General features: G+C 41.0%; 18 protein-coding genes. 7 read left to right on the top strand and 11 right to left on the bottom strand.

Annotation, left to right across the window (positions count from 1 at the left end):
* Positions 1 to 15: 15 nt before the first annotated feature.
* Positions 16 to 1,026 (top strand): DUF4351 domain-containing protein, encoded by a 1,011-nt coding sequence (locus V7K98_RS28190; protein WP_335028017.1) that lies wholly within the window; start codon positions 16 to 18, stop codon positions 1,024 to 1,026.
* A 362-nt stretch (positions 1,027 to 1,388) separates the two neighbouring features.
* On the opposite strand, the gene V7K98_RS28185 is transcribed toward V7K98_RS28190, so the two are convergent.
* The gene (locus V7K98_RS28185; RefSeq protein ID WP_335028015.1) at positions 1,389 to 2,966 is read right to left on the bottom strand and encodes an NAD(P)H-quinone oxidoreductase subunit 4; all 1,578 of its coding nucleotides are present in this window, start codon (positions 2,964 to 2,966) and stop codon (positions 1,389 to 1,391) included.
* Between the two features lie 441 nt (positions 2,967 to 3,407).
* Here V7K98_RS28185 and V7K98_RS28180 point away from each other — a divergent pair, with 441 nt between their 5' ends.
* A complete protein-coding gene (locus V7K98_RS28180; protein WP_335028013.1) occupies positions 3,408 to 3,614 on the top strand; it encodes a hypothetical protein in 207 nt (68 codons plus the stop codon).
* A gap of 50 nt (positions 3,615 to 3,664) precedes the next feature.
* Here the strand turns inward: V7K98_RS28180 and V7K98_RS28175 are convergent, their stop codons facing one another.
* Positions 3,665 to 3,892, bottom strand: a complete 228-nt coding sequence (locus V7K98_RS28175) for a type II toxin-antitoxin system MqsA family antitoxin (RefSeq protein ID WP_335028011.1) — start codon at positions 3,890 to 3,892, stop codon at positions 3,665 to 3,667.
* Positions 3,889 to 4,176 carry a DUF4258 domain-containing protein gene (locus tag V7K98_RS28170; RefSeq protein WP_335028009.1) on the bottom strand — a complete coding sequence of 96 codons (288 nt, stop codon included), beginning with the start codon at positions 4,174 to 4,176 and terminating at the stop codon, positions 3,889 to 3,891. Before V7K98_RS28170 ends, V7K98_RS28175 begins: the two co-directional genes overlap by 4 nt.
* Positions 4,177 to 4,321: 145 nt before the next feature.
* Here V7K98_RS28170 and V7K98_RS28165 point away from each other — a divergent pair, with 145 nt between their 5' ends.
* The 5 genes from V7K98_RS28165 to V7K98_RS28145 all read left to right on the top strand — a co-directional run bounded on the left by V7K98_RS28165 (position 4,322) and on the right by V7K98_RS28145 (position 9,064).
* Positions 4,322 to 6,346: a restriction endonuclease subunit M gene (locus tag V7K98_RS28165; protein WP_335028007.1), complete on the top strand. Its 2,025-nt coding sequence runs from the start codon at positions 4,322 to 4,324 to the stop codon at positions 6,344 to 6,346.
* A 5-nt stretch (positions 6,347 to 6,351) separates the two neighbouring features.
* Complete coding sequence (locus V7K98_RS28160) at positions 6,352 to 7,764, top strand: restriction endonuclease subunit S (protein ID WP_335028005.1); 1,413 nt, start codon at positions 6,352 to 6,354, stop codon at positions 7,762 to 7,764.
* A complete protein-coding gene (locus tag V7K98_RS28155; protein ID WP_335028003.1) occupies positions 7,761 to 8,246 on the top strand; it encodes a helix-turn-helix domain-containing protein in 486 nt (161 codons plus the stop codon). The genes V7K98_RS28160 and V7K98_RS28155 overlap by 4 nt, the downstream gene beginning before the upstream one ends.
* A gap of 80 nt (positions 8,247 to 8,326) precedes the next feature.
* A complete protein-coding gene (locus V7K98_RS28150; protein ID WP_335028001.1) occupies positions 8,327 to 8,716 on the top strand; it encodes a hypothetical protein in 390 nt (129 codons plus the stop codon).
* Between the two features lie 144 nt (positions 8,717 to 8,860).
* Positions 8,861 to 9,064, top strand: a complete 204-nt coding sequence (locus tag V7K98_RS28145) for a hypothetical protein (protein WP_335027999.1) — start codon at positions 8,861 to 8,863, stop codon at positions 9,062 to 9,064.
* Between the two features lie 45 nt (positions 9,065 to 9,109).
* Here the strand turns inward: V7K98_RS28145 and V7K98_RS28140 are convergent, their stop codons facing one another.
* From V7K98_RS28140 to V7K98_RS28105, 8 genes are all read right to left on the bottom strand, one after another.
* Positions 9,110 to 9,406 carry a type II toxin-antitoxin system RelE/ParE family toxin gene (locus V7K98_RS28140; protein WP_335027997.1) on the bottom strand — a complete coding sequence of 99 codons (297 nt, stop codon included), beginning with the start codon at positions 9,404 to 9,406 and terminating at the stop codon, positions 9,110 to 9,112.
* Positions 9,403 to 9,633, bottom strand: coding sequence for an addiction module protein (locus V7K98_RS28135; RefSeq protein ID WP_118162842.1), 231 nt, complete (start codon positions 9,631 to 9,633; stop codon positions 9,403 to 9,405). Before V7K98_RS28135 ends, V7K98_RS28140 begins: the two co-directional genes overlap by 4 nt.
* Positions 9,634 to 9,678: 45 nt before the next feature.
* On the bottom strand, positions 9,679 to 9,864 hold the full coding sequence (locus tag V7K98_RS28130) for a type II toxin-antitoxin system HicA family toxin (protein WP_152588361.1): 186 nt from the start codon (positions 9,862 to 9,864) through the stop codon (positions 9,679 to 9,681).
* Positions 9,861 to 10,052, bottom strand: a complete 192-nt coding sequence (locus V7K98_RS28125; RefSeq protein WP_334887571.1) for a type II toxin-antitoxin system HicB family antitoxin — start codon at positions 10,050 to 10,052, stop codon at positions 9,861 to 9,863. Before V7K98_RS28125 ends, V7K98_RS28130 begins: the two co-directional genes overlap by 4 nt.
* A 118-nt stretch (positions 10,053 to 10,170) precedes the next feature.
* Positions 10,171 to 12,273: an NAD(P)H-quinone oxidoreductase subunit 5 gene (locus V7K98_RS28120; RefSeq protein WP_335027992.1), complete on the bottom strand. Its 2,103-nt coding sequence runs from the start codon at positions 12,271 to 12,273 to the stop codon at positions 10,171 to 10,173.
* 29 nt (positions 12,274 to 12,302) lie between these two features.
* Positions 12,303 to 12,458 carry a hypothetical protein gene (locus V7K98_RS28115; RefSeq protein ID WP_335027990.1) on the bottom strand — a complete coding sequence of 52 codons (156 nt, stop codon included), beginning with the start codon at positions 12,456 to 12,458 and terminating at the stop codon, positions 12,303 to 12,305.
* A 145-nt stretch (positions 12,459 to 12,603) separates the two neighbouring features.
* Complete coding sequence (locus V7K98_RS28110) at positions 12,604 to 12,990, bottom strand: thioredoxin family protein (RefSeq protein ID WP_335027988.1); 387 nt, start codon at positions 12,988 to 12,990, stop codon at positions 12,604 to 12,606.
* Positions 12,991 to 13,119: 129 nt separating this feature from the next.
* Positions 13,120 to 13,299, bottom strand: coding sequence for a hypothetical protein (locus V7K98_RS28105; protein WP_335027986.1), 180 nt, complete (start codon positions 13,297 to 13,299; stop codon positions 13,120 to 13,122).
* Positions 13,300 to 13,351 lie beyond the last annotated feature (52 nt).

Below are 13,351 nucleotides of genomic sequence, written 5' to 3'. Positions count from 1 at the left end.
TGATATTCTTGGCAAATGAATAATAATAGCGATGTCTACGACGGGCTACGCCTACGCGCTGATTTTGATAGCCCTTGGAAAGAAATTCTAGAAGTTTATTTTCCCCAAGCAATGGATTTCTTTTTTCCAGAAGTTTCTGCATTAATTGATTGGGAACGTCCATACCAATTTCTAGATAAAGAATTTCAACAAATAGCTCGTGAAGCCGAACAAGGTAAGAGATATGCCGATCAATTAGTCAAAGTTTGGCAAATCCAAGGAGAAGAACTTTGGTTATTAATCCATGTCGAAATTCAGGCACAAAAAGAAGACAACTTTCCCAAGCGGATGTTTACCTACAACTTTCGCATATTTGACCGCTTTGATAAACCAGCAATTAGTCTTGCAATTCTCTGCGATTCAAACCGCGAATGGCGGCCAAATAATTACAGTTACAATTATCCCAATACTCGCTTAAATTTTGAATTTGGCAGTATTAAACTTTTAGATTACGAAAATCGATTTCACGAGTTAGAAAATAGCAATAATCCATTTGCAACTGTCGTTATGGCGCATTTGAAAACGCAGCAGACGCGCTCATCACCCGAACAACGCAAAATATGGAAATTTAGCTTAATTCGCAGGTTATATGATTTGGGCTTACAAGAACAGGATATTCGCAACCTATATCGATTTATCGATTGGGTTATGATATTACCAAAGGCATTAGAAAATCAGTTTTGGGAAGAATTTAAAGAATTTGAGCAGGAACGGACTATGAGATATGTAACTACAGGTGAGCGCATCGGCTACGAGCGCGGTAAAGCAGAGGGTAAAGAAGAGGGTAAAGCAGAGGGTAAACAAGAAGGTGAACAACGGCTTATTTTAAGATTACTACAAAGACGAGTGGGAGAATTATCACCAGAATTGCAAGAGCGCATCCAATCTCTTTCTTTAAATCAATTAGAAACCCTTGGCGAAGCTTTGTTAGATTTTACTGCTATGGAAGATTTGCTTAACTGGTTGCAAACAAATCAATCAGCTTAAAATGCATTTTTGTAATACAGCATTTCTCAGGTAAATGAAGTACACAGGTAGGGGCACAGCAGTGCTGTGCCCTTAAGATCATCTGTACCTCACAAAGTTACAATCTGCTGTAATTGTAAAAAACACATCGAGTTTTTTATCCTACTAAATAAAAATTCACGAGTGAGTAACAAAAAGGGCAGGTACAAAACCCACCCTCAAAGTAATCAATATTTAAACTATAGCGGTTCTCGATTGAGTGAGGTATGAGAACCCCACCCCCAACCCCCTCCCCGCAAGCGATGAGGGGGCTATGATGTGCTTCATGTGATTAGGAAACGCTATAAACTAGCGATACCTTCGGTGAGCTTCGCTAACGCAACTTAATTACCAATTTCCGGCGCACTCAAAGAAACCTTGAGTGTTTCGTCTTTTTGCAATGCTAATGTCGGCACGGAATCACGCAATCTTGCTGTCAATTGTACAGTTGTCGCGTCATACATTTGAGTCAGCAGTTTTGGATAAAAACCAATCCCAATAATTGGAATTAACAAACAGGCAATGATAAATACTTCACGGGGTTCGGCATCTATCAACGCTTGGTGAGAAACTAATTCCTTGTTCTCTTCTCCATAGAAAATTTCGCGCAACATCGACAGCAGATAAATTGGAGTTAAAATCACTCCCACTGCCATCAAGAATACTACAATGACTTTGAAGGTAGAGCTATAAGCATCGCTAGTAGCAAAGCCAACAAATACCATTAATTCTGCCACAAAACCGCTCATCCCTGGTAATGCTAAAGAAGCCATTGAACAGGTGGTGAACATGGCGAAAATCTTCGGCATTCTCTTCGCAACACCGCCCATTTCATCCAACATTAGGGTGTGGGTGCGATCGTAAGTTGCGCCAACTAAAAAGAATAAACTCGCCCCAATTAACCCGTGAGAAACCATTTGCAATACTGCCCCACTCAATCCCAAATCGGTGAAGGAGGCAAAACCAATCATCACAAAGCCCATGTGAGAAATTGAGGAGTAGGCAATTTTTCGCTTCAGGTTGCGCTGGGCAAAGGATGTCAAGGCAGCGTAGATGATATTAACTACCCCCAAAACCACCAACACTGGCGCAAAATAAGCGTGGGCATCGGGGAGCATTTGGGCATTCATCCGAATTAAGGCGTAACCGCCCATTTTCAAGAGAATACCTGCTAATAACATGTGTACAGGGGCTGTCGCTTCACCGTGGGCATCAGGTAGCCAGGTGTGCAAGGGAATAATTGGCAACTTGACGGCGTAGGCAATCAGGAAGCCCGCATAGAGGGCAAGTTGCAAATTCAAGGCGAAATCTTTGAGGGCGAGCGATCGCATATCAAACGTCACCGTATCGCCGTAAAATCCCATTGTGAGGGCAGATAGCAAAATAAACAGCGAACCGCCAGCAGTGTATAAAATGAATTTAGTCGCTGCATATTGCCGTCTTTTACCTCCCCAAATCGACAGTAGGAAGTATATCGGTACTAGTTCCAGTTCCCACACCAGGAAAAATAACAGCATATCCTGGACAGCGAACACGGCAATTTGACCGCCATACATTGCCAAAATCAAGAAGAAGAATAGCTTGGGCTTGAAGGTGACAGGCCAAGCTGCTAAAATCGCCAGCGTGGTAATGAATCCAGTCAAAATAATTAGGGGCATGGATAAGCCATCTGCCCCTACTGACCAATTCAAACCCAATTGTGGTACCCAGGGGTAACTTTCTACTAACTGCAAATCTGGATTGGAGAAATCATACCCAGTAGAAAAAGCATAAACAATTAGTGCAAAATCTATCAGCCCCACGATCAGGGAGTACCAGCGCACTGTTTTGCCTTCTTTGTCAGGGATGATGGGAAGAAGTAGCGACGCAGCTATCGGAAACAGAATAATCGTCGTCAGCCACGGAAAATTAGCTATATTCATCACAATTAGTCTGCTATCAAAATCATGTTTGGCAAAAAGTCACTAGTTATTAAGTAACAGCTTTTTGGGGATTTCGTCTTCCTCGTTAGGTTGATTTAATTAAATTGGCAATCCCCTGTTTTTTCTGTTGGGAGTCTCTTTTGACACTTGGGAGTACGGTATGTGGGTTGTGATACTCCGAGTCAAGTCTAAAATTTACCCTAAATAAAGCCGATAAAATTATAGTTTAGTGGTGCGATGGCGTAGTCCAACCCATCGCTAAAAATACACAATGCTGTATGCGTGGTTGTTGAAAAAAGCCCTACACGAGAACTAACCATAATGATAATCGGACAAATTGAAAGCCATTTTCCCCGCTTTAGAGCTTTGGGACTACAGTAGGCGATTTGATTGAGTTTTTTAGTAAAATAGACAGGGAAAGTTGATAAAGGAAATTCTATTATGTCATCTCCAGCGATCGCTACTGTAATTAAGATGATGGAATCTTTATCTGAAGATGTGCAAGAAAGAGTTGCAGAACATCTCCGAGAGTACCTAGAAGATTTGCAAGATGAATTGAAATGGAATAAATCATTTAAGAAAACTCAACAACAACTGATTGCATCTGCCCAATCCGCTAAAAGAGAGATTTCGCAAAGCTTACCTTGAGCGATCGCGTAGTCAAACCCATCGCTAAAGCAGAAACGCCAATAAGAAAACTAAGCTGCATATCTAATAATCTCCAATTCTGCTCCATTATTAATAGCTGACTCTGCTTTTTGTAAAACCTGTTCGGTAACTGCATCACTTAAATAATATTCACCGCAATTATCACAAATTTCTGCTGGAACTTTTTTTAATACAATAATACATTCGTTTCTTTCTAATGTCACAGTTACTAAACCTGGTTTAGTTTCTCCATGTTGACAAATTACACATTTCATCATCTTTGTCTCCTAGTTGTAAAATCATCTAACCAAATATTAGTATCAGGAATATAAGCTGTTACTACATATCCTGTATCTGTAGCTTCATTGTAGGAAAATACAACATGAATCGGTTTACCTTCTATAAAATCCAATATTAGATAACTGGGGTAGGGTGTATCATCAGGATTTTCTTCTATCACTTCTCCATAAGAAATCGCAGTTTTTACTTCTTTTTGACTGATGCGGCGATAAAACATTTGTTGGATAGCATGACGTGAGAAAACTATATTTTTACAACACATACATGAATTATTTTTAAATTATAATTAGTGATAAGATTATTATTTTGCTGAATCTTGGGATTAGATTAATTTTTCTCTTAAGAGATCGCCCCGAATAGCATATCATTTATCTACTGTGTAGTCTGTCTCCCATAGCAATAAGTTCATGCCTTTCTCCGATTTCACTAATCCTTACCAAAATCCCGCTAACATACCACAGAACTATCGCCAGCATATAAATCTACAGAAGTTATTTAAAGCTGATGGTTCTTATGTGCGTCCAGCAGAAGACCCTGTGACAATGTGGGCGCTTCAGATTTTAGTAGAAGAGTACGGTGTTCCACTAGAGGCAATGGAACTAGAATTAAATGCAGATTTTGCCGAGGGAACTTATCAAGGTGGGCGACGCTATCAAGGGCGAGTAGACATTGTAGTTTACGATGACCGTTATGCTGATTCTGTAGGTAATTTGGATGTAGCCTTCATTATGGTGGAGGCTATGGAACCAAGTAAAAAAGTTGGCGGGACTGAGGCGGAAGGTTGGGTTAATCATCTTAATCGACTCAATGCTTACATGAGTGCTTCACCATCTGCCCGTTATGCCATTTTAACTAATGGCCACCATACAGACATCTATCGTCGTGACCTTGACTACCCACGCAAGTTAGAAATAATTGGTGATTTACAGAAGTATGAAAGCGCCGGTGCAGCCGCACAGCACAGTTTTTATACTGTAATCCTTAATCCCACTGAACCAGATGGGATTAAAACCGGACTAACGCCACTAACCCGTGATAAGTTTCGGGAGGTTTTGGGAGATACGCGATCTGGTTGTCACTCTATTCTCAGAGATAACGAGGGTTTGCAGCCACAAGAAGCCGTTGATGCAATGGTTAAATTCTTGTTTGCTAAGTGGTATGACGAACAGGCAACAATAGACTTGGTAAAGCAAACAGGAGAATCACGGGCTTATGTGTTTAGTGTTAGTAATGAAACTGACCCAGAACGTTTATTAGTTCAAGTAAGAGACACTTTTGAAAAAGCGAAGCAGTGGGAAAGAGAGACTTTAGCAAAAAAGTTTGGCGACGATCTTTCGGCACGGTTGGCTTTTAATGAGGGTGATGTGCTGCAATTCAAGCCTCACACGACAATGGAAATCGTTAAGCGTTTACAACCTTGGAGTTTGCGAAAATCTTCAGCAGATGTGAAAGGTGGGGTATTTGAGGATTTTTTAAGCAAGACTTTCCGCGATGATTTGGGGCAATATTTCACACCTACACCTGTAATTAATTTAATGGTAGGGATTTTGCAACCTACAGTAAATGATTATGTTGGTGATCCTGCTTGCGGTTCAGCGCGGATGTTGACGCACGTTTTGGATTATGTGCGTAAGCAGGAGTATGCAAAAGCGATCGCAAATAATGCTGGTAATCCTGAAGGGATTAATCCTGAAGAACCAACCCAAGAGTTTATCAAGTTTCGAGATAATCATTTATTTGGGGCTGAATATTCTCGAAATGTGATGCACGTAGCGCGAGTTAATACTTTAATGAATGGCGCACAATATGCCGATTTAAAGGTAATGGATTCGCTGGAGCGACTGAGTAGCATTACAGGAGGAATTACAGAGGGACTACCAGAACGTCCTGGGTTTTATCTGGGAGGGTTGACGATGATTTTAACTAATCCTCCATTTGGTTCTAAATTGACAAATGAAAATATTTTAAAAGATTTGGCTGGACGGGATGGAGTTACAAAGAAAAAAGGCAAAGTTGTTAAAAGTATTCCTCAAGAAGTTGCTTTTTTAAATCGTTGTCTTGAGTTTCTAGCACCAGGGGGTAAGTTGGCAATAGTTTTACCTGATGGGGTATTAGCAAATAGTTCTATGCAGGATGTAAGGGACTGGATTTTGCGATGGGCTAGATTAAAAGCAGTTATTAGTTTACCACAAGCTACATTTGCGCCTTATGGTGCAGGTGTAAAGACTAGCGTGGTTGTTCTAGAGAAGCGCGGGATACCTGTGACAGCCGAAGGTCAGTTAGAACTTGGTCAGGAAGTTATTGAATTTGATGAAGATTATAAAGTTTACATGGCACAAATTGATGATATTGGTTATGACACTAGAGGCTGGCCAACACATTTAGACGAAACTCAAGATATAATTACTAATTTTACGCAAATTATGAAGTAGTAATCATGGAACAAATTTTTAAATTTGTATACAGTCTAAATCAATCTAAACGCTGGGACTACAGATTTCACCAAAAAAAGTTTAGTGACTTAGAAAATAAATTAAATAAAAGTTCTTATCCTCTTTACTCAATACAGCAAATTACTGAACAGGTAATTGATGGAACTCATGTCACACCGCAATATACAGATAGTTCGGGTGTTCTTTTTTTGATGGCCAGAAATATTAGACCTTTTGAAATTAATTTGGATAATGTCGCATATATAACCAAAGAAGAACACAAAAAAATAATTAGGTGTAAGCCTGATCCTGGAGATGTTCTTGTAACTAAAGATGGAACAATTGGAGTTGCGTGTGTAGTACCTGACTATCTGCCAGAGTTTAATATATTTGTCAGTGTCATAAAGATACGACCACTTCCAATTATAAATTCGCAATATCTTTCTGCCTTCTTGAATAGCGAACTAGGTCAACTACAAATAAAACAGCAAATTAAAGGTTCTTCAATAACTCATATTCATTTAGAAGATATCAGACGACTGAAAATTCCTATTCCTCCTAAACCTATTCAAGACCGTATTGCTCAAATAATGCAGGATGCTCGCAACACATATAGAAATAAATTAAAAGAGTCTGAACAAATAGAAGCCAATGCTAAAGATTATGTTTTACATACACTTGGGATTAATTTTTCACAAATTGAGCAAGTAAAAAATTTTATTATTCCAAGCAATAATTTGACAAAAAAAAGGTTTGATGTTTTATATCATACTTTTCACAATCTAGCTTTCTTTGATGGCTTTTCAAAAGAGTTTAATTTAATTCCTTTGGGAAAAATAATTGAAGATGATTCTTATGGAATACTAACACCTGGAGATGTTTATTCTGATGAACATCCCATAACTTATATTCGCGTTACTGATATGCGCGAAAATATGCAAATTGACTTTAAAAAATCAGTTAAAGTTCCTGAAGAATATTATCGTCATAAACGAGCGCATCTTAAAAAAAATGATGTTATTTTAGCTATAAAAGGAGCATCAATTGCTTCCAAAAAATCAGTAGCTTTTGTTGAAAAAATTCTATTTAAAACAATAGTTAATGGAACTATTTTTCGTTTTCAAGTAAATAAAGAACATAATCCTTTTTATGTTGCCGTGATGCTTGACAGTGAAATATTAAAAGGACAAATTCGCAAACTTCAAATTTCAAACAATGCTGTTGCTTATGTTGATAAACCATCTATTCATGCACTTCTCCTTCCCCTTCCTCCCCGTTCACTACAAGATCACATAGCACAAGTTATGCAAGATGCTTATAGACAAGCTAAATATTTAGATGTGGAAGCTGAAAACTTTCTCAATGAAGCAAAAGCCCGTGTAGAACGCATAATTTTAGGAGAGGAAGATGTCACATGAAGGAGGGCAGCAAGTATCAGCCACTCCTAGAATTTTTACGTGGTAGCGATCAAAATGAAATAACTTTATCATTTGCTGAAATTGAGACTTTAATAAAAGATACTTTACCCAATTCAGCAAAAAGTAAACGGGCGTGGTGGAGTAATCGCAGCAAAGGCGCATTACAGGCTTTGTCCTGGATAGAAGCAGGATATAGCGTTGGGGATGTTGATTTTGATAAGCAAAACGTTACTTTTCGCCAATTTACTACTAGCGAACAAGTGCAGATTGTAGATGGAAAAGTGGTATGGAATAGCAAATCCATTAAGGCATTACGTCTCCAAATGGGTTTAACACAGGCAGAATTTGCAACACAAATGGGTGTGCGTCAGGCAACAGTTAGTGAATGGGAAAACGGAATTTATGAACCAACTCGCTCAAAGTCGAAACATTTGGAATTAGTTGCTCAGATGCTTGGATTTACATATCAGGAAGAAAGCTAAAGGTTCTAATTTTATTATTTGACATTTATTCGGTAGGCGTATATTGTCAGGATAGCATTTGCTTCTGGCAGTAGTCAAGCATGAATATTCAAAACACCGAACCCAAAGCCCTCTTCCTCTCTCCTGACGGCAACGTATACCCCGACAATCTAATATGCTCCGGCATCATCCCCGCAGAACTCGACGGTAAACCCTGCCCCCATTCCCAAGCAGGGCGCTTTCCTGGCATCAAACCCCTAAATCCTGAAGACTCAAACTACACCATCGACAAAGGAAAACCAGGCGATCTCTGCCCAATCTGCGCCAAACAACAACTTGCACACCTTGGACACTGGCAAGGTCACAGAAATCAAATATTCCCTGAAGAACTGCTATCACTGCGCTTGTTCAAGTGCCGGATGTGGTTATGGCTAGTTGTCCCAGGACTACACGATCGCAACGCAACCCAACTTTTACCGCAAAAGCTATGAGATGAGAGTGTTTAGAAGCGATGAAAACACACTCAAACTTACAGCAACCATGCAACAAAATTACAAATCTTGTCAAAAGCCAGCAAATAAGTTTCCGAGGCTTGCTGCTGGCTCTTGGCTCCCTAACAAAAGGAGACATTCACCATGATAAAACCAGTTATTGCCCAAAATCATCCTTGGGTGATAGTAAAAACTGTAGTGATTACCCAATCTCACACCGTCGCCCGTTTTACTAACCGCCAAGATGCAGACGACCATTTAAGATTTTTGCGTCGAACTATTCCCAACGGAGGTTTTGAGATTATGTTTGAACCGCCAGATGATGTAAAAGAAAACTTGAATATTTAACAAAATTTAGGGGGTTTAAATCCCCTACCAATTAATTTCTGAATTCTATTCTCGACCAATCCAGTACACAGGCTTACGTTTGTGATGTGCTATGGCTAGAATACGAATTAAATTATCATCAACAACACGGTATAGGATTGAATAAAGAAATTTAGGCAGAATCAGCCGACGAACAAATCCTCGAACTACTACACCAGCAGCAGGATAACGCATAAGGAGATTGATTGCACCTTCTACTTCTGTCAAGTAATCTAGCCCTAGCCCCTGATTTTGTTCCTCGTAATAACTTGCGACATCAACCAGTTCTTGCTCTGCCAATGGATGAAATACAATTCTTTTCATTGTAAAGATGCACGAACTCGTTGAAACACTTCTTCAGCCGGAATACCAGTAATTTGATTGGTGTTCATATCTTCATCACGCTTCTGGGCTTCTTCAGCCCAACTAGCCGCAATTTCTTGATCTATTCCACTTTCTTGACCCAATCTTTCCAGTAATCTTGCTAATAAAATCACTTGAGAATCTTTTGGAAGTGCAAGAACTTCGGCTTCAAGCTGTTCAAGGGTCATAGTGAGTACCTAAACTCTCTAGTACAGTACCTCTTATTCTAAGCATTAGCCAGCTTCATCACTAAGCATCTTAATAATATGTTTTGCCAGTTGCTCTTTGATTTCTCTATGTCTGGGAACAGCTTGAGAAATTTTTGTTATTGGATTCTGATACCAATCATGTTTGCCACCATGACGAACGAAGATACAACCCATTTCTTCAATCTTACTGATTAAATCTCTTCGTTTCATGAAACTTCAAGTTCTGCAACTCTACGAATATTTTGGATATTTCCACTTGTTAATTCGCTATAAATATCGACTAGATTTTCTCTTAGTTCCTCTTCGGTTTCACCCTGAGTCCAATAGTCAGGATATTCTTCGAGATAACCTAACCACATATCATCATCTTGCCAGTAAATGTATTTCTTCTTTGTCATGTGCCTATTCGCTGCCTTTTTCTAAACTATCGAATTACTGAACTATCTGCCAAAAAAAAGGAGTCCAAATAGACTCTTAAAAAACTTAGGGGCGGACAATCGCCCACCCCAATTAAAATCAGGTAACACCAAAGACAATCACTAAGCCCAAAACAGCCCCAAATACAATCAAGGCATAGAATTGAGCGCGACCATTTTCTAGGTACTTCAGACCTTCACCAGTGACAAGGGTGAAAAATCCTGTGAGGTTAACAGCACCATCGACAACGCGGAAGTCAACTTCCATAACTTGTCTAGCTAGGCGACGCAAGCCGAGGACAAAAACCCGATGGTAAATGTCATCAAAGTACCACTTGTTAAGGGATAACTCGTAAAGTGGTTGGATTTTAGCAGCGATCGCAGCCGGATCAATTTTACGGCGCAAATACATCAGCGAAGCCAGGGTAATCGCAATCAAAGAAATTCCGACTGAAGCCCCCGCCATGATGTAAAATTCCGTGGGGTTGAACTCGGCAGCCTTTTCTATAACTTCGGAAAGGGTTTCGCTAGGAGGAAAGATAAACTCTTCAAAATAATTGGCATAGGGAGTTCCCACCAAACCAATCAAAATCGAAGGCACTGCTAGCAGTGCCAAAGGTAGGGTCATTGTCCACGGCGATTCGTGGGGGGAGTCGCTGTGATGCCCGTGGGAGTCATGGGAATCATGATGCTCGCTAGTTGCAGCCAATTCTCCTTTCTTCATCGCCCCAGGCCCAAAATTCGGGGCTGGTTCTGCTGACTCTAATTCCAGGACAATTGTCGCCGCAGCACTCTTGAGCTTTTGCTTGATTTTTTCGTCATTACCCCGGAATTCGCCTTCAAATGTCGAGAAATACATTCTGAACATATAGAAAGCAGTAATCCCGGCAGTTAACCAGCCAATCAACCAGAGAAATGGGTTAGCCTCAAAAGCTTTCCCTAGAATTTCATCTTTTGACCAGAAACCAGCAAAGGGGGGAATACCAGAAATTGCCAAGCAGCCAATCAAGAAGGTAATTGAGGTGACGGGCATATACTTCCGCAATCCGCCCATCAGCCGCATATCTTGGGCTAAGGCGGGATCGTGACCGACAACGCCTTCCATACCGTGAATTACTGAACCTGAACCCAAGAACAGCATCGCTTTAAAATAGGCGTGGGTCATCAGGTGGAATAATCCGGCACTGTAGGAACCTATTCCCATTGCCATCACCATGTAACCAAGTTGGGAAATGGTGGAATAAGCCAAGCCCTTTTTGATGTCGTTTTGGGTAATGGCAATAGTTGCCCCCAAAAACGCCGTAAACGCCCCAGTAAAGGCAATGACGTTCATTGCAACTGGAACGTGTTCAAATACTGGGTACATCCGGGCAATGAGGAAAACACCAGCCGCCACCATTGTTGCTGCGTGAATCAAGGCAGAAATGGGGGTGGGGCCTTCCATTGCATCTGGTAGCCAGACGTGGAGGGGGAATTGGGCTGATTTTGCGACTGGCCCTAAGAAAACTAAAATCGCCAACAGGACAGCGAGAAAATTGCTGATAGAACCTGATTCCACGAGTTGAGCGAGGCGATCGCCCATAATCTGAAAATCAAAGCTTCCTGTCGCCCAGAATAGCCCCAAAATGCCGAGTAACAAACCAAAGTCACCCACGCGGTTAGTTACAAAGGCTTTTTGAGCGGCATCTGCTGCTGACTTGCGATCGAACCAAAAGCCAACCAGCAAGTAGGAACACATTCCCACCAATTCCCAGAATATATAAACCTGTACTAGGTTGGGGCTGATCACCAGACCTAACATTGAGGAGCCAAACAAACTGAGATAGGCGTAAAACCTCACGTAACTGGGATCGTGAGCCATGTAGCCATCCGTGTAAACCATGACTAAGCAAGCTACTGTTGTGACAATCACCAGCATTAGGGCTGTCAGGTGGTCAATAGTGTAGCCCATGCTCAGGTGAAAATTACCTGCTGCTGCCCACTCAAAGGTGCGAAGATAAGGCGCGTGTCCTTGAATTTGACTCCACAGCAAGACAGACGACAGCACCATAGCTACTGCCATCATGGAGATAATCACCACAGCGTTCAGCTGCCGGAGGCGGTTTGTCACCTGATTGAACGAGATTAACCCTAGACCGACCAGCATTGCCCCAAAAAGAGGGAACACCGGAATCAGCCAGGCATACTGATAGATTACTTCCATCACTGACGCCTACTTTTAGAATTCTTGATTTAGCGTGTCGAAACTGTTAATAATTGTGACACACGCCCTTTAGGATAAAATAACCCACCCAATTCAGTCTTGGGTGGGTTATTAAGCATGGTTTTAGATTTGGGGATTGGGCATTGGGCATTGGGCATTGGGCATTGGGCATGAAGAAGAGACAAGGGAGAGACTTGTTAAATAATTCCCCCTTGTCCCTCATCCTCTCATCCTCTCATCATGCCCCATGCCCCATGCCCCATGCCAAAAGAGTTGTAGGAGAAAGAAATCTAGATCGTGAAATCAACCATGCCCCATGCCCCATGCCCATCAAGCAGACCGACATTCCAAGTCCACTGTTTTTGAACTCTTGTAGATTTTCGGGCAATTGCTGTAGCTGGCTTTAATCTCTTCTAGAGCCAGACGTAAGTCTTCTCTGCTGCGAAAGCATTCCAAGCGATGACGAACAGTACCATTTTCAATCAATAGTAAAGTTGGTAGTGATTTTAGCCTATAAGTAGTAGACAATTTAAAATTTTGATCGGCGTTAACCCCAACTAATTTAATTTCGTCCCCACATTGGGCTTGAAATTCCAACAACAGTGGGTGGATAATCCGACACAAGCCACACCAAGGTGCTTCAAAGTTAACTAAAACAGGAATAGGAGATTCTAAAACTTCTTGAGTAAATGTCTGTTCAATAACCGACAACACCATGACGCCTCTTGGATTATAAGGTTTTTATATCAAACTATCAGTACTGAAGTGAAGGATTGGTAAGTCAGTAACGGGCGATAGATGCTTTCAGGAACCAAATCTCAGGACAGACAATAATAGGGCAGAAATTCAGCGTGTTGATGTATCTCGGACAAAAAAGCCAGCGCAACTCTCACGGTGGCTTTTTTGAATATTAGACTCCTGATTGCTGTGGCTGCCTGGGAATTTGACTGAATCTGCCACTGACTCTAAAGGAAAGGCAACTGACCAACGACTACCAATATAAAATCTCAAGCTAACTAAATGCACCTCCACTGAAGCAGATGTTTGAATTTATCCTACATTGATTCGGGGCAATTGA

The organism is Nostoc sp. (assembly GCF_036917435.1).
Taxonomy (GTDB): Bacteria; Cyanobacteriota; Cyanobacteriia; order Cyanobacteriales; family Nostocaceae; genus Nostoc.
The sequence above is the reverse complement of the archived record's forward strand: the minus strand, read 5'-3'. Positions and strand labels throughout refer to the sequence as shown.